The organism is Nocardia brasiliensis IFM 10847, assembly GCF_000710915.1.
In the GTDB taxonomy this organism is placed as follows: Bacteria; Actinomycetota; Actinomycetes; order Mycobacteriales; family Mycobacteriaceae; genus Nocardia; species Nocardia brasiliensis_A.
In genome coordinates, this window is sequence record NZ_BAUA01000072.1 from 42,607 (window position 1) to 66,637 (window position 24,031).

Sequence of the window (24,031 nt, forward strand, 5' to 3'; positions counted from 1 at the left end):
AGGCTGAAAGCACATGTCCAGCAACGACATCAACCCGCCGGTACTGGTCGGCACCGACGGCTCTCCCGCCGCTACCGTCGCCGTGCGCTGGGCCGCCCGCGCCGCGGCCCGCTACGGCGCACCCCTGCACATCGTCCACGCGATCGACGCTCCGATGGACTTCGGACCAGGTATCGCGTTCGCCCAGATCGACTACGACGCGTACCGGAAGGCCGGCGCCGACATCACTGCCGAAGCCAGGGAGACGGCCGTTGCCGCGGCGGGAGCGGCCGAACTGGAGGTCCGCACCTTCGTTGTCGAGGCGCCCGCCGTCCCGGTGCTGCGCGACCGGTCCGCGCACGCGCGTCTACTCGTGGTCGGCACGCATGGATACGGGGCCATCCGCCGAGGTCTGCTCGGCTCGGTCAGCACCTCCTTGGCCCGGCACGCGAAGTGCCCCGTCGCGGTGGTGCCCGAGTCGACCGACGGCGCTGCGGAGCGGATCGACGGACCGGTGGTGGTCGGCGTCGACGGATCGCCCGGTGGTGCATACGCACTCGATGTCGCGTTCGAGCAGGCATCCCACCGCGGCGCGCCCTTGCTCGCGGTCCTCACCTGGTCGGAGTTCAACCGATACATCCCGCGCACGGACATGCAGACCGAAGCCGAAACGGTGCTCGCCGAGACGATCGCCGGCTATCAGGAGAAGTACCCCGATGTCGCGGTGTCCCGGCTCGTCAAGGAAGCACGCCCGGCCAAGTGTCTGCTCGATGCCGCCCGCTCGGCGCAGCTGATCGTGGTCGGCAGCCACGGACACGGTGGCTTCCCCGGAATGACACTCGGGTCGGTGAGCCAGGCGGTACTGCACGGCGCCGACTGCCCCGTCATCATCACCCGCCCGCCGAACTGACCATCTGGAGGTGATCTCGATGTACGCCATGACCTTTCGCGGCCCCGGCCAACCGAGCTGGGAGCAGGTTCCCGATCCGGTGATCCAGGACAACACCGACGCGATCGTGCGCGTGGACGCCGTCACGATCTGCGGCACGGATCTGCACATCCTCAAAGGCGATGTCCCAGAAGTGACGCCGGGACGCATTCTCGGCCACGAAGCGGTCGGCACGGTGACCGCCGTCGGTCCAGGTGTGCGCACGCGCAAAGTCGGTGACCGAGTGTTGATCTCGTGCATCTCGGCATGCGGCGCGTGCCGATTCTGCAAAGAGGGGCGCTACGGCCAGTGCCTCGGCGGCGGCGGCTGGATTCTCGGACATCTGATCGACGGCACCCAGGCCGAATTCGTCCGCGTGCCCTTCGCCGACCTGTCCACGCACGCGATCCCGGACGGCATGACCGATGAGCAAATGCTGATGCTGGCCGACATCCTGCCCACCAGCCACGAAGTGGGCGTGCGCAACGGGCGAGTCCGGCCCGGCGACGTGGTCGTCATCGTCGGCGCCGGACCCATCGGCCTGGCCGCGATCATGACCGCGCGCTTGTACAGTCCGGGCCATATCGTGGTCGTCGACGTGACCGACAGCCGGCTGGTGGCGGCCACCAAGCTCGGGGCGGACAGCACCCTCAACAGCACACGCGACGACGTGCGCGCACGTATCTCGCAACTGACCGAGGGACTGGGTGCCGACGTCGTCATGGAAGCCGTCGGGGTGCCCGAAACCTTCGAGCTGTCAGTCGATCTCGTACGACCAGGTGGGCATGTCGCCAACATCGGCGTGCACGGCGCACCGGCCACTTTGCATCTGGAACGGATCTGGATCCGGGATCTGACGATCACCACCGGCCTGGTCGATACCGACTCCACCCCAACGCTGATCCGACTGATTCGCAGCGGGCAGCTCGATCCGGCGCCGATCGTCACACATCGCTTCGAGATGTCGGACTTCCCGAGCGCCTATGACGTTTTCGCCCGCTCGGCGCAGACCGGCGCACTCAAGGTCATGGTCTCCCGCGCCACGGCCGACCGCTCCGCGCCCGGCGCATCACAATCCCTTTGAGCCTCGAGGAAGACGATATGAACATCCCGGAGAACACAGACCCGCACCGCCTCGCGTCGGCGCGCATCGTGGTCGGCGTCGACGGCTCGGCCGGGTCCGACGACGCAGTCCGCTGGGCCGCGCAGACCGCGGCACACCGTCGCAGAGGACTGCACCTGATACACGGACTCGACCTTGCCGCCACCCGAGCCAAACTCGCCAGACACGACGTCTTGACCGTCCCGATCATCGAGATGAGCTTCCGGCGCGGCCGCAAGATCGTCGACGACGCGTACCGGCTCGCACTGCAGATCGACCCGGAACTCAGCGTCACCACCGCGGTTTCCGACGACAAGGCTGCCGAGGTGCTCATTCAGGCTTCGCAGACAGCACATCTGGTCGTACTCGGCGCCACCGGCAACGCGGGCACCTTCGCGCATCTGGGCTCCACCCTGCTCGCGGTCACCAGCCATGCCCACGGTTCGGTCGTGGTCGTGCGCGGCAACGGATCCGAGCAGGTGAGCGAGCGAACCGGTGCGGTGGTGGCCGGGGTCGACGCAACCACCGCGGGTGACGCGGCCATCGGCGCCGCTTTCGCTGAAGCATCGGATCGCGATGCGGAGTTGATCGTCGTCCACGCCTGGAGTGACTGGAACTTCTACGGATTCGCGGGCAGAGCCGATCTCGGCCTGGTCGAGAGCGAGATCGAGAATTCCGAGGACGCGTTGCTCGCCGAACGTCTCGCCGGCTGGCAGGAGAAGTACCCGGACGTGCGCGTCACCCGGCAACTCCGCCCCGGCGGACCGGTGCGGCCGTTGCTGGAATTGTCGGGCACGGCCCAGCTGCTCGTCGTCGGCACCCGCGGCCACGGCGCGTTCACCGGACTGCTGCTGGGATCCACCAGCAATTTCCTTGTCCAGCATGCCCATTGCCCCGTCATGGTCACCCACCAGGAATGACCGAGGAACCATCATGTCGCACAAAAGAGATCCGTTCGGCCCCGCCGTCCACTCCGCCAACGTCTGGTTGCGCCACATCGCCGATGGGATGGCCACCGACGATCGCCTCTTCGCCTACCGAGCTACCCGCGCTTGGCTGCACACCGTGCGCGACCGGCTCGAACTGCATGCCGCCGCGCACCTGAGCGCACAGTTGCCGGAATTGCTGCGCGGCGTGTTCTTCGAGGGCTGGGTGCCCGACCGCGCGCCGAAACGGCGTGACGTCAACGACATGCTCGCTGACTTCGCCTGCGCGGCCGGTGTCACCGACGACGAAGCGGTCGGCTTGCTGTGGATCGTCACCGACGCGTTGCGCGATCTGTGCTCTCCCGGACTGCTCGACCATCTGTTCTCCCGGCTGCCTGCCCCGCTGAACCGGATCCTGCTGGGTACCTCGCCGGGACCGAATGACGAAGAGACAGTGGAGGATCGTCTCACCGAACTGTCCGAGCGTCTGCAGACGCTGACCGAGGCGGTCGCGGTGCTCACGCGCGGGCTGGAATATCGCCCCGACATCGAGCCTGACGGCACGCGAACCGAAATCGCCGCGCAGGAGGCCCACCGGCTGCTCCTGGCCGAATACGCAGACGAGCCCTGAAATGCAGACGAAGACCGCACTCGCGGTGGGAACCACGACGTATCTGGCCGGTTTGGCCGTGGGCTATCAGGTGCTGCTGCGGCGCTGGTGCCTGACCTGGGGCGCGACCGAGGACGAGGTCACTCGCGCGATGCCGGGTGACGAATTGCTGACCGCGCCGGACATCGTCGCCACCAGAGCGATCACGATCGCGACCGGCCCGGCGGCGATCTGGCCGTGGCTGGCCCAGCTCGGGCCCGGCCGCGGCGGCGCGTACACCTACGACTGGATCGAAAACCTGCTCGGACTGAACATGCACAGCGCGGACGAGATCCTCCCGCAGTACCAGAACATCGCGGTCGGTGACACTTTCGCCCTCGGGGCGAGCGGGCCGCGGATGCGCGTGGCGATCGCCGAACCCGAGCGTGCGTTGGTCTTCGCCGCCACGGACGGCACCTGGGTGTGGGCGTTCGGCCTGTACCCGACCGACGCGGGCACCCGGCTGGTGAGCCGCAACCGTATCGCCGCACCGCAGGCCGGCCTGCCGACCAAGCTGTTCAATCGGCTCGTCATGGAGCCCGGCAGCTGGATCATGGAGCGCAAGATGCTCACCGGCATAAAACAGCGGGCCGAACGCACCAGCACACCGCTTTCCGAGCGTGCGGTCGATGTTCAGGCAGGCTGACCGCGAAGGCCGATGCAGCTATGGAGCACACCACGCAGTCCGGGCCACTCGGCGCTCGACCGCCCTACGACGCCGTGCTGTTCGACATGGACGGAGTGGTCACCGACACCGCCACCGTCCATGCCGCAGCATGGAAACAGTTGTTCGACAACGTACTACGGGATAGCCGACTCGGCACGGCGATGCGAGCGCAGCCGTTCGATGACGAGGACTACCACCGTCTGATCGACGGCCGGGCCCGCGCCGACGGAGTCATCGCTTTTCTCTCGTCCCGTGGCATCACGTTGCCACTGGGCGTCGCCACGGACCCGGACGACGCATGGACGGTGCACGGTCTGGCCAACCGCAAGAACACGATCTTTCTGACATTACTTGCGCAGCAAGGTGTCCGGGCGTTTCCCGGCACCGTCGATCTGGTGTGCCGGTTGCGGACCGGAGGGGTGCCCGTCGGTCTGGTCACCGCGAGCCGCAACGCGCGCGCGATCCTGACCGCGGCGGGGCTCACCGATCTGTTCGACGTGGTGATCGACGGCGATGTCGCCGAAACACTCGCGCTGCCGGGCAAACCCGATCCAGCACTCTTTCTCGAAGCAGCACACCGACTCGGCGTCCCACCACAGCGAGCGGCCGTTGTCGAGGACGCGCCTTCGGGAGTTCGGGCCGGCGTCGCGGGCGGATTCGGGCTCGTCGTCGGCATCGATCGTCGACTGCATCCGGACGGACTCGCCGCCGCCGGCGCCGATTTCGTCGTGCGCGACGTCGCCGAGCTCGATCTCGGCGTGCTGCTCACCGACCCGTGGCTGCTCAGCTATGGCGGTTCGGACTCGGCACACGAGCGCCAGCGCGAGGCACTCACGACGCTGGCCAACGGCTACTTCGGCACTCGCGGTTGCTCCCCCGAATATTTCTGCGGCCGAACGCATTACCCGGGGACCTACATCGCAGGGGTCTACAACCGTCGCACCGGCGCCCTCGGGCAGCGCACGGTCGAAGAAGAGCAGATCGTCAATGTCCCGAATTGGCTCCCGCTGGACATCCGCTTCGGCGGTGTCTGGTGGTCCGACGATGCGGTGGCGGTCCGCAACGAACGCCGCGACCTCGACCTGCGCGCCGGAATCTTCCGGCGGACCGCATTACTGGTGGAACCCCAGGGGCGCACGCTCCTGGTCACTCAGCGCCGTCTGGTCTCGATGGCCCGGCCACACGTCGCCGCATTGGAGACAACACTCGTCCCACAGGGGTGGAGCGGCGAGGTGGACATTCGATCGGGCGTAGACGCCGGCGTGACGAACTCCAACGTCACGGAGTACCCGTCCTTCACCCATCGCCAGCTGAGCCGGATCGAGGCCGATCCGGTCGACGAGCACACCTTCACCGTGCAGGCCGAGACGAGTTCGAGCCGCATCCGAATCGCCGTCGCGGCCCGGACCACGCCGCGTGGCACGAGCGCGAGCCCCGCGATCGCCGAAAACGATGGCGCAGAGCACTACTCCCAAGTGCTGCACGTCGCCGTGCAAGACGGACAACCCACCGTCATCGACAAGATCGTCGCGATCGTCACGTCCAGAGACCACGCCATCGCCGCGCCCGCGCTCGGCGCGGTCACCGAATTGACCCGCGCGCCCGCGACTTTCACCGACCTACTCGTCGAGCATCATGAGGCCTGGGCCGCGCTGTGGGACCAGCTCGCGATCGACCTCGACGGGACCGACACCCCAGACCCGGCTCGTGCTGAATCTGCACCTGTTCCACCTCGCGCAAACGCTCACCGAGCACACGGCCGAACATGATGCGGGGATACCGGTGCGCGGTCTGCACGGGGAAGGCTATCGCGGCCACGTCTTCTGGGACGAACTGTTCGTCATGCCGCTGCTCACCCTGCACCGGCCCGAAGTGGCGAAGGCCGTGCTCCGGTACCGCGCGCGCAGGCTCCCCGCCGCCCGTTTCGCGGCGGCCGAACACGGCTGGCGCGGCGCGATGTTTCCGTGGCAGAGCGGCAGCGACGGCCGGGAGGAGACGCCGGCGCAACTGTTCAATCCGCGTTCGACGCGGTGGATGCCCGACAACTCGTGGCGGCAACGCCACGTAGGGCTCGCTATCGCCTACAACGCCTGGCAGTTCTACGAGTGCACCGGCGATCTCAGCTGGCTCGCCGAGCACGGCGCCGAACTGATCATCGAGGTGGCGCGGCTGTTCACTGCCATGACCCGCCATGACCGCGCCGCCGATCGCTACCACCTCGACGGTGTGATGGGTCCCGACGAATACCACGACGGGTATCCCGATACCCCGGGGACCGGGCTGCGCGACAATGCGTATACCAACGTTCTCGCCGCCTGGGTGTGCGGAAAAGCGGTCGAAACATTGGACCTGCTCGCCGGGCACGCCCGCGAAACGCTCTGCCGCCGAATGCATATCGATGACCCTGCGGAACCCGCGCAGTGGACGCGCCGCAGCCTGCGCATGGCGGTTCCGTTCCACGACGGTGTGCTCAGCCAATTCGACGGCTACGCCGATCTCGCCGAACTCGACTGGGCCAACTACCGGCACCGCTACGGCAACATCGGCCGGCTCGATCTCATTCTCGAAGCCGAAGGCGACACCACCAACCGGTACAAGCTCGCGAAACAGGCCGATGTCCTGATGCTCATCTATCTGCTGGGCCGGCCGGCTGCTCGAATTCCTCGATCGTCTCGGCTACTCGTGTACGCGCGAAACCCTCGATCGCACAGTGGATTACTACCTGCGCCGCACCAGCGACGGATCCACCCTGAGCCAGGTGGTACACGCCTCGGTGCTGGCCCGTATGCGACCCGAGCGTGCCTGGGCAGTCTTTCAGCAGGCGCTGGTGGCCGACCTCGACGACACCCAGGGCGGCACCACCCAGCACGGCATCCATCTCGCCGCCATGGCGGGCACGGTCGACATCGTGATCCGCGCGTTCGCCGGCCTGCGCTGCCACCGGGATCGGCTCGTCTTCGACCCGAGGCTGCCGCAGCAGCTCTCCGGTGTCCGGTTCGGCCTGCACTACCGCGGGCACCGCATCGATGTCGCCCTCGAACACCACCGACTGCGCCTGACCAGCCGACCGTCCGCAAGCGCTACGACCATCGATCTCGATGTCGCGGGAACGCCGGCGACCCTCGACAGCGGACAGACCCGCGAATTCGACCTCACGCCCGCCGATGCTCGACTGCCGGTCGAGTAGCCCGACACAGAGTCGGATAGTCCTGCGCACTGAGGACTTTCGCCAGACTCGCCCGGCACCGTCACGCGCCACGCTCTAAGGACACCGAACACAGGAGGTTGTCGCCATGAACAGTTTCACCGGACGAAGCGCCATCGTCACCGGCGGCGCGCGCGGCATCGGCGCCGCGATCGTGCGCGCACTCGCGAAAGAGAACATCGCGGTCGTCGTCGCCGATCTGCTCGAGCGGGAAGGCACCGAACTCGCCCGTTCGCTCGGACCCAACGTCATGTTCCAGCGTCTCGATGTCACCGACAAGTCGATGTGGCGCGATGTCATCGACCAGACCGCAGCCACTTTCGGGCCGCTCGCGATCCTGGTCAACAACGCGGGCATCCTCGACTTCGGCAGCATCGAGGACGAGTCACCGGCGATGTTCCGGCACGTCGTCGAGGTCAACCTGTACGGTTCGTGGCTCGGCATGCACATGGCCGTTCCGCACCTGCGGGCCGGGGGCGGCGGCGTGATCGTCAATATCTCCTCGACGGCGGGGCTGGTCGGTTACGCGGGCATCGGCGGCTACGTCGCCAGCAAATGGGGTCTGCGTGGCCTGACCAAAGCCGCCGCCATCGAGCTCGGCCCCGACGACATCCGGGTGTGCTCGGTGCATCCCGGCCCGATCCACACGCCGATGACCGCCGGCCTGGACGAGTCGATGGCGGCCGCCCAGCCATTGGCCCGCTTCGGCGAGCCGGACGAGGTCGCGGCGATGGTGCGCTTCCTCATCACCGAGGCCACCTTCTCCACCGGTTCGGAATTCGTCCTCGACGGCGGCGCGACCGCGGGCGCGGCAGGCTGAACCGGCCGTCGCAGCGCGAAAGACATCTGCCATGCCATCGATAGTCAGTACCACCGGGTTGGCCAAGCGCTACGGGCACAAGACCGCCCTGGTCGACGTAGATCTGGAAGTTCCCGCCGGAGTCGTCTTCGGCTACCTGGGGCCGAACGGCGCGGGTAAGACCACGACGATCCGGCTGTTGGTCGGTTTGATGCGCCCGACGAGCGGTAGCGTGGCCATCGCCGGTGCGGACACCGTCCGCCGGCGATCTGCGGCGCAACGTCACATCGGTTATCTCCCAGGTGAATTCGTCGGATATTCCGATCTCACCGCGGACCAGTACCTGCGGTATCTGTCGCATCTGCGCGGCGAAGTCGACGAAAAGGTCCGCACCCAGCTGATCGAACGACTCGATCTCGATCCCACGGTGCGCATCGGTGCGATGTCGCACGGTAACCGGCAGAAGGTCGGTCTCGTCCAGGCATTCATGTCCGAACCGGATCTACTGGTCTTGGATGAGCCCACCGCAGGGCTGGACCCGTTGGTGCAGCGAGAATTCCACACCTTGATCCACGAGGTGAAGGCCGCGGGACGCACCGTATTCCTGTCCTCCCACGTGCTGTCGGAGGTTCAGGAGGTCGCTGACATGGTCGGCATCCTGCGCCAGGGCCGCCTGGTGGAGGTCCGCTCGATCGATGAGCTGACCGCGCGCCCGCTACGCCGCATCGACCTCGTATTCGGTGGAACGCCACCGGATCTCGACCGGCTCCGCCACCTCAGCGGGGTGCGATCGGTCGTACGCAACAGCAAGGCGGTGCATATCGACCTGGAGGGATCGACGGCGGCGTTGCTGCGTGCCGTGGCGCCGTTCGAGGTCACCGACATCGTCAGCCACGAACCCGACCTCGAAGAGGTCTTCCTCAACTATTACGGACGGGGTTGAATCACCATGCTGCGCACCGTGTACACCAAATCGTTGCGTGATCAACGCCGCGGCCTCCTCGGCTGGAGCATCGGGGTAGTTCTGCTCGTACTACTCGAATCCGCGATCTGGCCGACGTTCTCGGATATGTCCGGCATGCAGGACTTCCTGAACAACTACCCGGAGGCCATGCGCAAACTGTTCAACCTCGAGGAGTTCACCACCGGAACCGGATTCTTGAACGCCGAGCTGTTCAGCATGCTGCTGCCGATTCTGTTCATGGTCTTCGCCATCGGTCGCGGCGCGCGCGGCATCGCGGGCGAGGAAGAACGCGGCACTCTGGAAGTGCTTCTCGTGAACGGTGTTTCACCGATACGGCTGACGCTGGAGCAGGCTGGCGTGGTCGTGACCGCCGTCGCGGTCCTCGGGTCGGTGCTGTTCGGGTCCCTCGTCGTGTGCTCGGCCGTTTTCGGCTTGGGTGTGACGGTGAGCGCCGCCGCATCGGGCGCGTTGTCGATGACCCTGCTGGGTATCGAGTTCGGGTTGCTCGCCGTTGCGATCGGCGCCGCTACCGGCAGGCGAGTGCTCGCGCTCGCTGTCGCCTCGGTGCTCGCCGTAGCCGCCTATGTGCTCTACGTAGCGAGCAAACTGGTCACCGCGGTGCAGCCGTGGGGACCGTGGTCGCCGTTCCACCAGGCGGTAGCCGATGGACCGATGGGTGCCGGCCTTCCCCTCTCTTACCTATGGCTCGCGGCAGCCGGAATCTGCTGTGTCCTGGCCGCACTGCCGATTTTCGATCGCCGCGATATCGCGGGCAGTTGAGCCGGGGCACGGAGGGTCCAGCGATGACCAGAGCACCCGTACCCGGCAGGCCCGCGCGGTCCCGTCCACCGGTGATCGACCGCGCGAACCGGACAGATCTCACGGTCATGGTCGACGACCATGGGTCGACGCCCATGCACCTCGGGGCGATCCTGCTTTTCGACAGCACTTGCCCGCCGGATCCGGCACACCTTCGCACACTGCTGGCCGAGCGGATATCGCGGATACCGCGATTCCGACAGACGTTGCGGCGCACGCCGTTCGGTTGCGGTCGTCCCATCTGGGTGGACGACCCGTACTTCACCGTGGACCAGCACCTTCAGGTGATCGACCGGACAGCTCAGGTTTCCGAATCGGAACTCTTCGATCTCGCCACCGACTTGCTCTGCACACCGCTGGCGAAGAACCGGCCGCTGTGGCGGGCCGGCTTGATGCGCTCGCCGGGCCGGTGGGCGCTGGTGGTCGTCGCGCACCATGTCCTCACCGACGGTATCGGGGGTTTGGCGGTGCTCGCGACGCTCGCAGACGAAGGGGTAGCGCCCGCGGAATCCGATTTCCCCCGGCCGCCGCCCAGCGTGTGGGCGCTGGCGGCAGATGCCGCTCGCACACGGCTGCGCGCCTTACGCTCGATGCCACACGGGATCCGGAAGATAGTCGTAGGGCTGCGTGAACTCGGGTTCGGCTGGACAACCATGCGGCCGGTCGAACGAATCTCCTTGAACCAGCCCACGTCACCACGGCGCCGCCTCACCCGGGTGACCGTCGACCTTGCCGACATCCTCGCGACCGCGCACTCGGCGGACGGCACGGTCAATGATGTCGTGCTCGCCGCGATCAGCGGTGCATTGTTCGACACGCTGCGGGCTCGCGGTGAGCGGCCACGCCAGCTGGTGTTCTCGGTACCTGTCTCGGGTCGTCGTGTGAGCCGATCGACCGATCTAGGCAACGACACCGGCGTCCGGCCGATCGCGGTCCCCGCGATCGACGACGATTCGACCAGACTCGCCGACATCACCGCTGTGACGAACACTCTGAGTAAGACCACCATCCGCGCTTCCTCGGCAGCACCACTGGGCGGGCTGTTCCGCATGCTGCAACGCACCGGACTGTTCCAGTCGTTCATCGCACACCAACGTCTCGTCCACACCTTCGAGACGAACCTGCGCGGACCGGGGGTGGCCCTGCACCTGGACGGCAGCCGGATCGAAGCGATCGTGCCGATGGTGGCCACACCGGGCAACGTCGGCGTGACTTTCGCGGTGCTCTCCTACGCGGGCACCCTGGGCGTCACCGTCATCGCCGACCCGGACATCCTCACCGAGCAGAGCAGTCTCACCGACGCGCTCGCCACCAGGTTCCGGCGTCTCGGCGCAACGACGCCGCGGCAGACCGACGACGCGCGCCCTGCGCCCGGAACGGCCGGTCGGACCTGCGGGTGAGGGACCATCGGCAACTGGAACAAGAGCCTTTCGGGCCTGCCGACCAGCGTGCGCGCCGACGAACATAGAAATATGACGAGCACCACTCGATACGAGGCACCAGGCTTCGGCGCATCCGTGATCTCGAGGATGCTGCACTCGCCCATGACGGCCGGGCTGCGGCGGAATCTCACGGAACTGCGCTACCAGGGCCGACTTTCGGGTCGCCACGTCGCTCTCCCGGTGTCCTACGCCCGCTCGGACGACAACGTCGTCGTCCGGGTAGCTCGCGCCCACACAAAGTCGTGGTGGCGCAACTTCCGTACACCCCGGCCGCTCTCGGTATGGCTCGACGGCCGGTGGCAATACGGTACGGGTCACGTGACACCACCGGGATCGCTGGAACACGAAGAGGTGGCAGCGGTCTACCAGGCGAAGTATCCCCGCATGGTCATCCCCGCGACAGATCCCTTCGTCGTGATCGAATTGCAGGCCGCCCACAACCTGCCGAGCACTGGGGCAACCGAACCCGAGCATGGCGGCCTCTGGCGACGCTGGTGCACCAGCGTCACCCTCGGCGAACTGTTCGGCTTCGCGGCACCCGCGCTGGCGGGAGCACTCGTGCGGGACGCCGCACCTGCCACTGCCGCCCTCGCGCTGCTCGCCGCCGGTGCGCTCGAAGGCACCGTCCTCGGCTGGTTCCAAGCGCGCGTACTCCACATCGTCATACCCGGATTGCGTCGCGCCGATTGGATTCTCGCGACCGCACTGGGCGCACTACTGGCCTGGACCATCGGTGTGATCCCGGTCGTCGCCGGCGAAGGGCTCGGCTCCTGGCCACCCGCTGTAGTCATTCCCGCCGCGACCATCGGCGGTGTCGTCATCCTGCTGTCGATCGGCGGGGCTCAATGGCTGGTTCTGCGCCGCCATATACACCATGCAGGCCAATGGATTCGGGCCAACGCCGCGGCCTGGCTCGTCGCGCTGCTCGTCTTCACCGCCGTCACCACCCCACTGTGGCAGCCCGGGCAATCCACCGCCCTCGTTGCGCTGATCGGACTCTTCGGCGGACTACTGATGGCGCTCACCATGGCCGCCGTCAGCGGTGCATTTCTCGTTCGCATTCTCCGATCGAACTCGAAATCGAATGTCGAATGGCCTTCACCGTAAGGGCTTTCGCTCCTGGGGTGATATCCGCTCCGCCGACACCATAAACCAATGACGTGGAATTGCGAGATCATCGGCAGGCAGCCGTGATCACCCGGTACGAAGTAGCCCTTGCCGACAGGCTGTTACGGCAGCGCTGGTTCTCCATGGTCACCCTCGGTGGTTTCTTCGGCATTCTGCCCGCGACACTCACCGCTGCCGCAGCCACCCAGAGCAGACCGAGCATCGCCGCAGGTTCGCTGCTCCTTGCGGGCATGGCGCACGGTAGCGCCGTCGGCTGGTCGCAGGCGCGGATACTGCGGTCGATCCTCATCGGGTTCCAGTCCTCCGCCTGGACGGCCGCGACCGCCGCGGCCGTCGGCATCGGCTGGGCCGTCGGCCTGTCGCCTATGCTGCGCCCGCAGCCGTCGGCGAACCAATCGACCACGATTCAGATACCTGTCGAAGTCGCAGGCGCGCTGGGAGCCGTTCTCACGGTCGGCGTCGCGCAGTGGTACCTGCTGCGCCGGTGGACGGATCGAGCTCCGTTGTGGCCCTGGGCAAGTGCCGTTGCCTGGATCGCTGGAGCCGCGGCCTTCGCCGCCTGCACTCTACTGCCGTGGCCGCAGACACGCGGTAGCGCAGTCGGTCTGGCCGGTGCAGCGCTGAGCGGGCTGGCGATGGCCGCGGCTACCGCCGCAGTGACCGGAAGGTTTTTACGCTGTGTGCTCGCCGACCACCACAGGCGATGCTTCGGTGCCGAGACAGATCGCGTACGGTCGAGTTCAGTGTTTCGTGGGCAGATGGAAAATACCCACGTTCTCCGGCGGGGGCGGTGGCAGGTGGGTGTCGTCGACCTCGGCGACGATGTCGTTGTGGACATCGACAACCCCGTCCACCGTCGCAGTGAGAGCGGTGATCACATCGAGCATGCTCCGACGCTCGACCCTGCCACGCAGAGTGACAATTCCGTCGACAACCTCGACCGAAACATCCTGAGGTGCAAGGTACATCGCGTGCAACAACACCTCGGTGCCGATCTCGGCGGCCAACTCCGCATCGTCGCGCAGATAGACCGAGAGCAGATCCTTGCGACTGACCATGCCGACGAGTCGGCCGTCGGCGTCGACGACAGGCAGATGCTCGAGCCCGCGCCTGGCCAGTAAGGCCGACACTGCGGTGAGCGTGAGCTCCGGCTGCACCGTGACCGCCGGTGCGGTCATCAAGTCGGCAGCAGTAAGCGCCGGGCTGCGGCGTGCGAATGCGTTGCGCCGTAACAGAAATTGAACCACTCCCCGGAGTGCGCCGCCGGCCTTCGCCGGTCTGGCGAGTAAGTCGGCTTCGCTGACCACACCGAGTACTCGGCCGCGCGGGCCGAGCACCGGTACCGCACTGATGTCCTGTTCCGCCAGTATGCGCACGATCTGCTGGAACGATGTGGACGCCCGGACCGACACCACATCGCGCGTCATGACATCGCCTACCTTCTTGTGCTTCATCTCTGCTCCCGCGCCCCAACGGCTTTCACTGACCTAGTGTCGTGAGTGTGCGCCGGACACAACGGTTTTCGACAGGGCCGAACGCGAGCAGGCCACAGGTCATTGGTAGGCGAGGAAAATGGCACTCGACTCTGCCGTATATGCACGCCGTAACGGACAATGGCGAACGGCGCATCACCTGAGGACGGCAGGTCGCCTCGGTCCGAGGAGCGAGACGACCTGGTGTCTATGTCGAGGTCAACGCACCACGCAAGCGCTGCCGAGATTGATGCCGATTCCGACATTCACCCAAATTCCGCGGTCGCTGTCCGGAGACCATACGTCGATCCGATGCCAGCCGGGTGCATGGGGCGTCCAACTGGTGGTAGCCCGGCCGGAACTGCCGAGATTGATCGAGATGGGAGCGAACGAGGCGGAGACGTTGTCGTCGAACCATACGTTCGTCCACCTGCTCCCTTCCACGGTGACCGTGTAGGTGCAGCTGGTGCCGTACTGAGTTCCGCCCAGACCGACACTCATACCGGGCGAGACGGTGGCCTGCCAGATATCTGCGGAGGCGGATGGCGCGGCCACCGTGACGGTCGCTACCGAGATGCCCAACGCTCCCACAAACGAAAGTAACGACCTCCGCCAGCCAAACATTTCGATCAACTCCTGCGAATGTGTGCGAATTGTTGCGCAACAACATCATTGGCGTGCATACACCAGTGTCCGCAGTCTGCTACTACATTTCGGCCGGTATTCGCACCTCGATGACCTTCGACCTCCCATCCAGGTCCCAAAGTCATGCGGTGCACACGGTACGGAGGTCGATCGACAGCTGATGCACCCATGCCGGGTCCAACGACCCCGATACCGAGGGCTACCGGACCTTCCTGTCTCTACGTCTCAGGACGAGAGTGGTACCACGCGCCCGAATCGTCGGCAGCGGAACGACTTACATACGTCGACACCATCTCGTGAAAGGTATGACCATGAACTGTCCTGTTGTGCATTGGGAGATCGGCGGACCGGACGCAGCGGCGTTGCGCGAGTTCTACGCGAAGACCTTCGGCTGGACTATGTCCTCCGCGGGGCCGGATTACACGATCGTCGAAGCCGCCGAAGGCGGCCTCGGGGGCGGCATCATGCAGAATCAGCCGAACATGCCGCCGTATGTGACCGTGTACATCCGAGTGGCCGATCTGGACGCCAAACTGACTGAAATCGAAAAACTCGGGGGATCGGCACTGGTGCGGCCCACTGCAATCGACGACACCATGTCCTTCGCGTTGTTCACCGATCCCGGTGGCGCGGTTGTCGGTCTACTTCAGCAGAGCTGAATCGCCGGAAATGCGGGGTTCGCCCGAGCGCTGGCGAGTGGTCAGGCCTGCGGCACTTTGATGACTTCACCAGGGTTGATCACGTTGGGATCAGTGATCACCGTCGGATTCGCGGCGACCAGACGATGGTAGAGGTTGCCGGATCGGTAGTAGTGCGATGCGATGCTCCACAGTGTTTCGCCCGCGACGATGGTGTGCTCGAGGTACACGCTGTATCCAGGAACGATTTTCGGTCCGAGCAGCACAGGAACAACGATCTTTCCGAGCTCGGCACCATCTTTGGGTGACACGTGGAACACTTCGACGAAGAGGCGTTCGAGCATGAAACCCGCGCCCGAAACGTCTGCGACGGTCTGGAATTGGCCGTGGCCACCGGTTCCGTCGCCGGCCATGAGGCAGCCGCTCACTTCGTCGTGCCCCTCGGTGATCCGATAGTTGAATTGTGCTTCGCAGGCCCCGCCCGCGGTGCCTGCGATCTGGATCTGCGTGCCGACCAGGTCATAAGGTCGGGGTTGCTGTACGGCGATGGACATTCGGTCTCCAATCGAACCAGATATCTCGTTCACCGCGAGCCGAACGGGCAACGGCTCAGCGAGCGGTGAGCGTCGAATCCATTGTGTCCCTACTTGTTTCCAGATTAGACCGGCGACACCACGAGCGTGGCAGATGCTGCTGAGCTCATGGTTCGGAAACGCGGTGCAGAGCTACCGCCGTGACCTTGTACTCCGGACACCCGGTGATCTCGTCGGTCCACGCAGAGGTGAGGTCGTTCACCGGCGCCTGCGGAAAATGGAACGCGGTGAACACCTGGCCGGGCACGACCTCGTCGGTCAGACGGGCGGCGAGCACCACCGCACCGCGCCGACTGCGCACCTCGATCCGATCACCGTCCCCGACACCGAGCGCCGCGGCGTCACTCGGAGCGAGATCGAGGGTTTCCGTACTGAGCAGTTCGGCATTCGGGGTGCGCCGGGTCATTGACCCGGTGTTGTAGTGCATCAGCCTGCGGCCGGTGACGAGTACGAAGGGATAAGTGGTGTCCGGTTGTTCGCCCGGCGGGAGATAGGGGCGTGCGGCCAGCCGTGCCAGTCCGTCAGCGGTGGCGAATCGATGCAGATACAACGTCCCCGAGCCCGGGTCTGCCGGAGTCCGGCATGGCCATTGCACCGATCCAGTGGAATCGAGGCGCCGATGCGAGACACCGGCGAACAACGGTGCGAGACGCGCGCATTCGTTCAGGGCGTCAGCCGGCGTCGGGCAGCCGAGATCAGCGTCCATCGCTGCGGCCAACGCGTGCAGGATATCGAAATCGCTGCGGGCGTCCCCAGGCGGAGCAACCGTGGCGCGCACTCGCTGGAACCGGCGCTCGAAATTGACGAAGGTGCCACCCTTCTCCAAGAAGGAGGTCGCGGGCAGCACCACATCCGCAAATTCCGCGGTTCGTGAACCGAAGATGTCTTGGCAGACGACGAACTCGCAGGCGCGCAATGCGTCCCGCACCGCGCCCGAATCCGGATCGGAGGTCATGACGTCCTCGCCGATCACATAGAGAGCGCGCAACTCGCCGGCACGAGCGGCCTGGAACATCGCCGGGGTGCGCAGTCCGGCCCGTTCCGGCACCGCGGCGCCCCAAACATCCGAGAACTGTTGTCGCACAGCTGGGTCCGCAACCGGCTGGTAGCCCGGTAGCACATCCGGTAACGCGCCCATGTCCGACGCGCCCTGCACGTTGTTCTGGCCCCGCAGCGGCAAGATACCGCAGCAACCGGGCGTACCGACGCTGCCGCGCAGCAATGCCAGGTTGGTCAAGGCACGCACCCCGTCTGTGCCGTGCGCGTGTTCGGTGACCCCGAGCCCATACAGGATGGCCGGTCGGTGCGCCTGGCCGAACAGCGTGGCCGCCTTCGCCACCGATTCCGCGGGCACACCGGCTATGGCGGCGACACGATCGGGCGGGTAGTCGCACAGTAGCTCGATGAGTTCGGCGAGTCCCGTGGTACGGGAGTCGAGGAACGATCGGTCGAGATATCCGCCGTCGAGTAGTTGCCGAGCCAGGCCGTTGAACAGCGCGACATTCGACCCTGGTACACCGCGCAGGTGCACCTCGGCGAGCTCGGCGAGTGGAGTAATCCGCGGATCGACCACGATAAGCGACGCGCCCGCCGAGACCCGCTGCAGGATACGGGACCCGACAACCGGGTGCGCCTCGGTGGGGTTGGCCCCCGCGACCAGGATGCAGTCGGCGCGGTCCAGGTCGTCGAGCGAGTTGGTACCGCCCGCGTAACCGAGAGAAGCAGACAGGCCCGCCGCCGTCGGCGCATGACACAGGCGCGAACAATTGTCGATATTGTTGGTGCCCAATACAGTTCGAGCGAACTTCTGCGCGAGATAGTTTTCCTCGTTGGTCGCGCGGGCCGAACAGATCATGCCGATCGCCGCCGGACCATGGGTATCCCGGATACCGGCCAGCGCGGTCGCCGTGACTGCGAGTGCCTCCGCCCAGGAAGCGGGCCGCAGCGCCGAGTCACGGCCTGCGGCACGGACCAAAGGACGGGTAAGCCGGTCCCGCGACGTACCGAAGCCGTGCGCGAATCGTCCTTTTACGCAGGCGTGTCCGCGATTGACCGGCGCATCATGGGTCGGCGTGACCGAGACGATCCCACCGGAATCGGTCCGCACGTCCAACGAGCAGCCCACGCCGCAGTAGCCACATGTGGTCTGCGTAATATCGATGAAAGTACGTCCCTCAGCGGCTTTTTCGCGCAGCGCGCCGGTCGGGCAGCTGTCGACGCAACTGCCGCACGACACGCATGGCGACTCGATCCACGGCCCACCGTCGCCCGGGGCGACCGAAGTCCCGAAACCGCGACCGGACAGCTCCAACGCGAACGTGCCCTGCACTTCGGCACACATGGCGACACACCGCCCGCAGGCGATGCACAGGTCTCGGTCGAAGGTGAAGTACGGATTCGAGTCGTCACGGCCGCGACCGTGACGACGTGCACCTTCGAAGGCCGAACCGGTGACGCCGAGCCGCTCGCACAGGCGCACCAACTCGCTCTGCTGCGCGGGCACAGCCAAAGCTCGGGGAGGCAGTTCGGATACGATCAGCTCGAGCGCACCGAGAGCCGACGCACCGGCCTCGGCGTCGTAAGGATCGATTCGCACGCCGTCCCGCAGCGGTGCCGTACAGGCCGCCACCACCGCGTCACCGGCCCGGACCAAGCAGACCCGACAGGACCCGCGTGCGGTCAGCCGGTCATCGTGGCACAGCGTCGGCAGATCGACTCCGGCGGCACGCACCGCATCCAGCACTGTCGCCGATGCGGCGAGTTCGACCGGTTCGCCCGCCACGTAGACGCGAATCATGGCCTCGCCTCTCCCAGTTCGTCGGAGTAGACCCGCACGAGACTGTGCACGGCAGCGGCCACGCCGGTACCGAATGCGCACAAGCTGCCGGTGCGCATGATGTCGAGCAGCCGCGGCAGTTCCGGGCCGATCGGTGCAGCACGCATGCTCATCTCCAGACCACGTCTGGTGCCGACCCGGCAAGGAGCACAGGCACCACAGCTCTCCGCGGCGGCGAATTGCCACAGTTGGCGCAGCAGGGCCCCGCCGCTGACCCTGTCGTCGATCGCGACTATGCCGCCATGTCCGAGGCTGATCCCGCGAGCAGCCAGGTCGGTGTCGGCGAGCCCGATGTCCAGGTCTCCGGACCCGAGGAAACCACCGAGCGGGCCACCGACCTGGACTGCGCGCAGTAGGCGCCCGGCCCGGGCTCCGCCGCCGAGTCGCTCGACGATCTCGCGCAAAGGTGTACCGAACTCCACTTCATACACCCCCGGCTCGGCGAAACCCGCGCTCAGGCTGACGAGTTTGGTGCCGGTCTCGCTGCTGCGCCCCAGCCGGGCGTAGGCAGCGCCACCATGGCGCACGATCCACGGGATGGCGGCGAGCGTCTCGACATTGTGCACAACCGTGGGACGTCCGGCGAATCCACAGTCGGTGGGGTACGGCGGACGGGCCTGGACCGAGCCGCGCAAGCCTGTCAGTGCCCGCAGCAAGCCGGTCTCCTCGCCAGCAGTGTAGGAACCTGCTCCCTCCGACACCGCGACGTCGAACGCTAAGCCGCTGCCGTGCACGTTGCTTCCAAGATGACCTGCGGCTCTTGCCTGTTCGACAGCACGTCGCATGGCGGCGAGCGCTGCTGGATACTCCGAGCGCACCAGAACAGTGCCCTGATCGGCTCCGACCGCATATCCACACAGCGCGAGACCTTCCAGCACCCGATGCGGATCGCATTCCAGCAGCAGCCGATCACAGAAGGACCCCGGGTCTCCCTCATCACCGTTGGCGATCACCTGGCGCGGTCTCGGACGGCATTGCGCCGCACGCCATTTCTCGGCGGCGGGAAATTCCGCGCCGCCCCGGCCGCGCAGACCTGAACCCGCGACCTCGCCCATGACGCGATCGCGCAATCCACTGGCCAGCATTTCCGGCCAGACCTGCCAGGCAGACTCGTCACCACACAACCCGGCGAGCACGACACTTCTCGGTGCGGCGCAGGCGTAGGGGATCGGCGGGCCCGGCTGCTGGTCCGGACCAGTACGCGGCAGGCCGTTGTCGAGCAGAGCCGGGGCCGCGAAACAGAATCCGAGACAATGGACCGATTGCACCGAAGTATCCGCATCCGTATCAGCTCGCGGGTCCACACCTGCGCACGCGACGAAGCAGGCGGTCCCTCGGCATATTCGCACATGCCTCGACTTACGCTGTGCGAGGGCGAAATCCGCGTAGAACGAGGACGAACCGGCGACCGCGGCGATGGGCAGGTGCGTTCGGGCCGCAACAGCCCGGATATCCTCGCGACCGATCACGCCATGATCGTCTAGCGCGGCCCGCAACCGATCGACGGCGCTCGCAGCGCCGGCGAACCGATTCGCACGCCCTGCGATGCGATCCCGGGGTCGACCATCCATCGCTGCCTCACTTCCCGTCGCGTTACAGAGCCGTAAGTGCTGCCAGCAGTTCGGGTATCGCAACGAAAGCGAACCTGATGACCGAGTCGCTGCAACCGTAGGGCAGGACGAGAGTGTCCCCGTGTCGCATTGCCCCGCAGGAATACACCACGTTGGGCACGTACCCGTTGCGCTCGCCTTCGATCGGCGCCAGCAGAGGTTTGCGCAGCACGCCGAGCACGCGTGTGGGATCGTCGAGGTCGAGCAGGATTGCCCCTATGCTGTACGTACGCATCGGCCCGACGCCATGCGTCAGAACCAGCCAGCCGCTGGTTGTTTCGACAGGCGAACCACAGTTGCCGAGTTGGATCAGCTCCCACGGCTGAACGGGCCGATCGATGGTCTTCGGATCACTCCAGGTACGCAAGTCCGGTGAACTCACCACGCTGATGTTCTCCCGATCCCACCTGGACAGCAGCAGACACCGGCCGCCGACCCGGCGTGGAAACAACGCCGTGCCCTTGTCGACAGCTGCTGGACCGCTGAGCCTGGTGCTCGTGAAGGTGACGAAATCACTGGTATGCAGCAACCGTCCCGCCACCTGGACACCGTCGTACGCGGTATACGTAGCGTAATACGTTGCTGATCCATCACTTTCGATGAATCGGGTGAACCGCGCGTCTTCGATGCCATGGGCCTCGTCGGGACTCGCCGGAAAAAGAACCCGCTCGGACAGCGGCAGATCGTCGGGAAAGGTCACCGTGTAGTTGTCGGCCACCGACGCGCTGATCCGGCCGACATCGAGGAAGCGGGAAGGCGTCGCCACCGTGATCGAATCGTCCTGTGCGACCACACCGGTCCGGAATCCGATGCTGGAGATGTGTCCCTCGCCGACCGCACGCACACTCATGATGAACCGCAATTCCCCTGCGTCGAGGCCGGTTTGGTCCGGGTGCACGACCATCGACGGATTGAACAGCGCTGCGGCTTCGACCGCGTACTCCTGGGTGAAGTACGCGCCGATGAGCAGACGACGTTCCAGGGTCAGCTCTACCGGCAGGAGGCGTTCGACGGCGGCAGCGTAGTGCGCCATGAACGTCTCGCTGATATCGCGATGTCTGGCCGCGAAGCGCCGGGCGGTAGCCGCCAAGGTGACCGCGACCTCTTCTTCGGACAGCCGCAGCACCCGCGCGATAGTGGCTTCGGCACGCGAGGCACCGTGTCCGAACAACTCCTGGCCTGGATGAAAGGCTCGGATCAACACCCGGTTCGGATCGGGATGCAGCGCCACACTGCCGCGGCGGACTACGTCGGCCGTCGTCGAGTCTGTCATCAGCCCTCCATCTGCAGGCGCTGAGCCTGCTGCAGTGTCGAAATCAATGCGAGGGTCGATTCGGCACCCTGGTTTTCATTACGACCGGCATGTTCGAGCCCGTCGCAGCTGCCACCGCTGTCCAGGTCGATCAGCGGGGTGGATGCGTCGTTCGCACCACGAAACCAGGCTTCACACAGCAGTACCGCGTCCTTCCACCGCTGGTTGCCGGTGTCTTCGAAGGCGCGGGCGCAGGCATCCGCCAGCGCGGCGACCTCGATCGGCTGCTGGTCGAAAGCCGGGCGCTGCTCGCCGACCGCCCAACCGCCGACGGGCGTGACCGACAGATGGTCCCCTGCGGTCTCGACCTCGACCAGCCAGCTCAGCATCGCCAGACCATCGGCGTGCACACGTGAGCGGCCTCCCGCGACACCAGCGGCCATCAACGCTTCGGCCAACACGGCATTGGCGTAGTGAAGACGCGGCTCGGGCCAGCGCCAATGGCGGGTGTGAGCAGGCGGCCCGATCGTGATCGCCGCATCGGCCAGCAGCGCTCGGGCCGTCCGGTCTCTCGGTTCGACGCGCAGCACCTCGGCGGCGCCGAGTGCCGCAAACGCCATAGCACGTGGATAACGCGATCGTCGGCGTGCCCCAGTGACGAAGTACGGCAGCACTGTCTCCGACAGCTCCGGCCTACGGGCAACGACGGAGCCGAGCGCCCACAGGGCACGCCCCCAGTGATCGCCCAGGCTCGGGCCATCGTGCCAACTCCGGTCGGCACCGCGGCGATTGCGACAGCTGCCGTCACCAGCCTGCGCATCGATCACGAAACGCAAATAGACCCTGGTGAGCGCCTCCAGTTCAGCGATCGGTTCGGGTTCGCGGACCGCCACGATGAGAGCTCGCGCAACATCGTCGAGGCAATAGCCGCTCTCGAGCCGAGGCTCGGTGAATTCCGCATGTTCGAAGACTCCGCAGTCGTCGCTGAGTCGCAGCAAATGAGCATAGGGGACAGACTCATTCGGCACGGGAGGCGCATACCGTAGGCCAACTCGTTCACTCATCCTGTAGCCAACGTCACGCCGGCTCGTCGCGTGGCCGCGGCGAGCGAATGATACTTCTTACTTACTGCCGACCAGAAAAGTTCTGGCGCAATCCGTTTCGCCTCCGCGCTCATCCTGGACGCCAAGCCCGGCTCGGTGAGAACCCGCCGGAGCGCGCCTGCGATGCTGGTCGGCGATTTGCGGTCGACCAGCAGTCCTGCCCCGCTCGACAGCAGCTCTCGGGCGTGTGGGAAGTCGGTGGATACCACGGGTTTACCCGCAGCGACAGCCTCGATCAATACCCCGGACGTAACTTGCTCACGCGAATCGTACGGGAGAAGCACGACGGCGGCCTGATCTATCAGTCGACGGAGTTCTGCTTCGGTCAGATAGTGAGCGTCGAAATACACCGAATCAGCGACACCGCGCACCTGAGCTCTTTTCACCAAGCCGGCGCGGTAAGACTCGCCGTGCCTGGCGAGCACCTTGGGATGGGTCTGTCCGACCACCTGAAATTGCACGGCCGGGCGCAGGTCGGCGAGATGCACCATCGCGTCGATACCCCACTCGATTCCTTTGCCCTCGCCGAGCAGGCCCCAGGTCAGGACGACCGGCGTACGCGAGTCCGGTTGCCGCCAAGTCTCGTGCGGCCCGAATCGATGCTCGGCGGCTCCGTGCGGAATCACCACGATCTCGGCCTGGTCGACCGCATAGTGCTCGATCAGTCGATGGCGACCGGCTTCCGTCATGGTTACGAGGGCGTAGCAGTGGCGCGCCAGCTCTTCCAGGATCATCCGCTGCCGGACGGTCGGAGTGGTCAACACCGTGTGGAGCACCGCGATAGCCGGAACACGCAGAGCACGAACGACTTCGAGTACGTCGGCACCATCGGGCCCGCCGTAGATACCGTACTCGTGTTGAATGATCGCAACATCGAAGCGATTGAGCACCTCCGCCGTCGCGGCGGCACCATGTCGGTCACTGCGCACCCACTGATAGACCACCGGCGGCGGTGCCAGCGGGTCGGGGCTGTCGACCACGCCGATTACACCGACGGTGGCGCCCACCATGGCGGTATTCCGGCCGAAATCGTCTGACCCGAAATTGATCTCGGCGGGCACGGCAAGTGCGCCGACCAACGAAGCGGTGAAAGTTGCCAAGCCACACTGGGTGGGTGGGAACGTACTCAAAACGCCGTAGGATCTGACAGACACGACGCCGCCTTTCTACTGGGAGGCAACGTCAGCGGTGCCGCAACCATTCAATTGAGTGATCATGTTGTGCTGCGGCGCACAGAATTCGCGCCGGGTCACGGCACGAGGTGGATAAACCAC

The 24,031-nt window shown here is 66.0% G+C and carries 21 protein-coding genes and 1 pseudogene; 14 read left to right on the forward strand and 8 right to left on the reverse strand.

What is annotated here, in order from left to right; translation table 11 throughout:
* Nucleotides 1-13 precede the first annotated feature (13 nt).
* The 13 genes and pseudogenes from NBRGI_RS15145 to NBRGI_RS49115 all read left to right on the forward strand — a co-directional run bounded on the left by NBRGI_RS15145 (nucleotide 14) and on the right by NBRGI_RS49115 (nucleotide 12,587).
* Nucleotides 14-889 carry a universal stress protein gene (locus tag NBRGI_RS15145; protein WP_029896730.1) on the forward strand — a complete coding sequence of 292 codons (876 nt, stop codon included), beginning with the start codon at nucleotides 14-16 and terminating at the stop codon, nucleotides 887-889.
* A 19-nt stretch (nucleotides 890-908) separates the two neighbouring features.
* The gene (locus NBRGI_RS15150) at nucleotides 909-1,991 is read left to right on the forward strand and encodes a zinc-dependent alcohol dehydrogenase family protein (RefSeq protein WP_029896732.1); all 1,083 of its coding nucleotides are present in this window, start codon (nucleotides 909-911) and stop codon (nucleotides 1,989-1,991) included.
* A gap of 17 nt (nucleotides 1,992-2,008) precedes the next feature.
* Entirely contained in the window at nucleotides 2,009-2,929 is a 921-nt protein-coding gene (locus NBRGI_RS15155) for a universal stress protein (RefSeq protein ID WP_029896734.1), read from the forward strand.
* Between the two features lie 13 nt (nucleotides 2,930-2,942).
* Entirely contained in the window at nucleotides 2,943-3,566 is a 624-nt protein-coding gene (locus tag NBRGI_RS15160) for a DUF2267 domain-containing protein (RefSeq protein WP_029896735.1), read from the forward strand.
* Nucleotide 3,567: 1 nt separating this feature from the next.
* Nucleotides 3,568-4,230: a hypothetical protein gene (locus NBRGI_RS15165; RefSeq protein WP_036559187.1), complete on the forward strand. Its 663-nt coding sequence runs from the start codon at nucleotides 3,568-3,570 to the stop codon at nucleotides 4,228-4,230.
* Nucleotides 4,231-4,250: 20 nt separating this feature from the next.
* Complete coding sequence (locus NBRGI_RS48700; protein ID WP_200882172.1) at nucleotides 4,251-6,020, forward strand: beta-phosphoglucomutase family hydrolase; 1,770 nt, start codon at nucleotides 4,251-4,253, stop codon at nucleotides 6,018-6,020.
* Nucleotides 5,959-6,828 (forward strand): annotated as a pseudogene (locus NBRGI_RS48705) (family 65 glycosyl hydrolase); the annotation flags it as partial. The gene NBRGI_RS48700 and the pseudogene NBRGI_RS48705, both read left to right, overlap by 62 nt.
* A 133-nt stretch (nucleotides 6,829-6,961) precedes the next feature.
* Nucleotides 6,962-7,438, forward strand: coding sequence for a glycosyl hydrolase family 65 protein (locus NBRGI_RS49630; protein ID WP_268808397.1), 477 nt, complete (start codon nucleotides 6,962-6,964; stop codon nucleotides 7,436-7,438).
* A gap of 106 nt (nucleotides 7,439-7,544) precedes the next feature.
* Nucleotides 7,545-8,276 carry an SDR family NAD(P)-dependent oxidoreductase gene (locus NBRGI_RS15175; RefSeq protein ID WP_029896739.1) on the forward strand — a complete coding sequence of 244 codons (732 nt, stop codon included), beginning with the start codon at nucleotides 7,545-7,547 and terminating at the stop codon, nucleotides 8,274-8,276.
* Nucleotides 8,277-8,307: 31 nt separating this feature from the next.
* Nucleotides 8,308-9,198 carry an ABC transporter ATP-binding protein gene (locus NBRGI_RS15180; RefSeq protein ID WP_029896741.1) on the forward strand — a complete coding sequence of 297 codons (891 nt, stop codon included), beginning with the start codon at nucleotides 8,308-8,310 and terminating at the stop codon, nucleotides 9,196-9,198.
* A gap of 6 nt (nucleotides 9,199-9,204) precedes the next feature.
* Nucleotides 9,205-9,999 (forward strand): ABC transporter permease subunit, encoded by a 795-nt coding sequence (locus NBRGI_RS15185; protein WP_029896744.1) that lies wholly within the window; start codon nucleotides 9,205-9,207, stop codon nucleotides 9,997-9,999.
* A gap of 23 nt (nucleotides 10,000-10,022) precedes the next feature.
* The gene (locus NBRGI_RS15190) at nucleotides 10,023-11,438 is read left to right on the forward strand and encodes a wax ester/triacylglycerol synthase domain-containing protein (RefSeq protein WP_158439883.1); all 1,416 of its coding nucleotides are present in this window, start codon (nucleotides 10,023-10,025) and stop codon (nucleotides 11,436-11,438) included.
* A 72-nt stretch (nucleotides 11,439-11,510) separates the two neighbouring features.
* Nucleotides 11,511-12,587, forward strand: a complete 1,077-nt coding sequence (locus NBRGI_RS49115) for a hypothetical protein (protein WP_235210961.1) — start codon at nucleotides 11,511-11,513, stop codon at nucleotides 12,585-12,587.
* Nucleotides 12,588-13,348: 761 nt separating this feature from the next.
* Here NBRGI_RS49115 and NBRGI_RS15205 read toward each other — a convergent pair.
* Complete coding sequence (locus tag NBRGI_RS15205; protein ID WP_051727788.1) at nucleotides 13,349-14,062, reverse strand: CBS domain-containing protein; 714 nt, start codon at nucleotides 14,060-14,062, stop codon at nucleotides 13,349-13,351.
* A 237-nt stretch (nucleotides 14,063-14,299) separates the two neighbouring features.
* On the reverse strand, nucleotides 14,300-14,713 hold the full coding sequence (locus NBRGI_RS15210) for a hypothetical protein (protein ID WP_148310825.1): 414 nt from the start codon (nucleotides 14,711-14,713) through the stop codon (nucleotides 14,300-14,302).
* A 323-nt stretch (nucleotides 14,714-15,036) separates the two neighbouring features.
* On the opposite strand from NBRGI_RS15210, the gene NBRGI_RS15215 reads away from it, so the two are divergent.
* Nucleotides 15,037-15,384, forward strand: coding sequence for a VOC family protein (locus NBRGI_RS15215; protein WP_029896755.1), 348 nt, complete (start codon nucleotides 15,037-15,039; stop codon nucleotides 15,382-15,384).
* A 41-nt stretch (nucleotides 15,385-15,425) separates the two neighbouring features.
* Here NBRGI_RS15215 and NBRGI_RS15220 read toward each other — a convergent pair whose 3' ends face one another.
* The 6 genes from NBRGI_RS15220 to NBRGI_RS15245 form a co-directional block, all read right to left on the reverse strand.
* Nucleotides 15,426-15,917 (reverse strand): Gmad2 immunoglobulin-like domain-containing protein, encoded by a 492-nt coding sequence (locus tag NBRGI_RS15220; RefSeq protein ID WP_029896757.1) that lies wholly within the window; start codon nucleotides 15,915-15,917, stop codon nucleotides 15,426-15,428.
* Nucleotides 15,918-16,062: 145 nt separating this feature from the next.
* Nucleotides 16,063-18,753, reverse strand: coding sequence for a formate dehydrogenase subunit alpha (fdhF, locus tag NBRGI_RS15225; RefSeq protein ID WP_036559192.1), 2,691 nt, complete (start codon nucleotides 18,751-18,753; stop codon nucleotides 16,063-16,065).
* Nucleotides 18,750-20,363: an NADH-ubiquinone oxidoreductase-F iron-sulfur binding region domain-containing protein gene (locus tag NBRGI_RS15230; protein WP_081878078.1), complete on the reverse strand. Its 1,614-nt coding sequence runs from the start codon at nucleotides 20,361-20,363 to the stop codon at nucleotides 18,750-18,752. Before NBRGI_RS15230 ends, fdhF begins: the two co-directional genes overlap by 4 nt.
* 22 nt (nucleotides 20,364-20,385) lie before the next feature.
* The gene (locus NBRGI_RS15235) at nucleotides 20,386-21,675 is read right to left on the reverse strand and encodes a glycoside hydrolase family 130 protein (RefSeq protein ID WP_029896763.1); all 1,290 of its coding nucleotides are present in this window, start codon (nucleotides 21,673-21,675) and stop codon (nucleotides 20,386-20,388) included.
* Nucleotides 21,675-22,682, reverse strand: coding sequence for a hypothetical protein (locus NBRGI_RS15240; protein WP_036559196.1), 1,008 nt, complete (start codon nucleotides 22,680-22,682; stop codon nucleotides 21,675-21,677). The genes NBRGI_RS15235 and NBRGI_RS15240 overlap by 1 nt, the downstream gene beginning before the upstream one ends.
* A gap of 32 nt (nucleotides 22,683-22,714) precedes the next feature.
* On the reverse strand, nucleotides 22,715-23,818 hold the full coding sequence (locus NBRGI_RS15245; protein ID WP_235210963.1) for a glycosyltransferase: 1,104 nt from the start codon (nucleotides 23,816-23,818) through the stop codon (nucleotides 22,715-22,717).
* Between the last annotated feature and the right edge of the window lie 213 nt (nucleotides 23,819-24,031).

Coding starts and splice junctions, on each gene's coding strand:
- NBRGI_RS15145 (WP_029896730.1), top strand. CDS start 14: ATGTCCAGCAACGACATCAACCCGCCGGTACTGGTCGGCACCGACGGC.
- NBRGI_RS15150 (WP_029896732.1), top strand. CDS start 909: ATGTACGCCATGACCTTTCGCGGCCCCGGCCAACCGAGCTGGGAGCAG.
- NBRGI_RS15155 (WP_029896734.1), top strand. CDS start 2,009: ATGAACATCCCGGAGAACACAGACCCGCACCGCCTCGCGTCGGCGCGC.
- NBRGI_RS15160 (WP_029896735.1), top strand. CDS start 2,943: ATGTCGCACAAAAGAGATCCGTTCGGCCCCGCCGTCCACTCCGCCAAC.
- NBRGI_RS15165 (WP_036559187.1), top strand. CDS start 3,568: ATGCAGACGAAGACCGCACTCGCGGTGGGAACCACGACGTATCTGGCC.
- NBRGI_RS48700 (WP_200882172.1), top strand. CDS start 4,251: ATGGAGCACACCACGCAGTCCGGGCCACTCGGCGCTCGACCGCCCTAC.
- NBRGI_RS15175 (WP_029896739.1), top strand. CDS start 7,545: ATGAACAGTTTCACCGGACGAAGCGCCATCGTCACCGGCGGCGCGCGC.
- NBRGI_RS15180 (WP_029896741.1), top strand. CDS start 8,308: ATGCCATCGATAGTCAGTACCACCGGGTTGGCCAAGCGCTACGGGCAC.
- NBRGI_RS15185 (WP_029896744.1), top strand. CDS start 9,205: ATGCTGCGCACCGTGTACACCAAATCGTTGCGTGATCAACGCCGCGGC.
- NBRGI_RS15190 (WP_158439883.1), top strand. CDS start 10,023: ATGACCAGAGCACCCGTACCCGGCAGGCCCGCGCGGTCCCGTCCACCG.
- NBRGI_RS49115 (WP_235210961.1), top strand. CDS start 11,511: ATGACGAGCACCACTCGATACGAGGCACCAGGCTTCGGCGCATCCGTG.
- NBRGI_RS15205 (WP_051727788.1), bottom strand. CDS start 14,062: ATGAAGCACAAGAAGGTAGGCGATGTCATGACGCGCGATGTGGTGTCG.
- NBRGI_RS15215 (WP_029896755.1), top strand. CDS start 15,037: ATGAACTGTCCTGTTGTGCATTGGGAGATCGGCGGACCGGACGCAGCG.
- NBRGI_RS15220 (WP_029896757.1), bottom strand. CDS start 15,917: ATGTCCATCGCCGTACAGCAACCCCGACCTTATGACCTGGTCGGCACG.
- fdhF (WP_036559192.1), bottom strand. CDS start 18,753: ATGATTCGCGTCTACGTGGCGGGCGAACCGGTCGAACTCGCCGCATCG.
- NBRGI_RS15230 (WP_081878078.1), bottom strand. CDS start 20,363: ATGGATGGTCGACCCCGGGATCGCATCGCAGGGCGTGCGAATCGGTTC.
- NBRGI_RS15235 (WP_029896763.1), bottom strand. CDS start 21,675: ATGACAGACTCGACGACGGCCGACGTAGTCCGCCGCGGCAGTGTGGCG.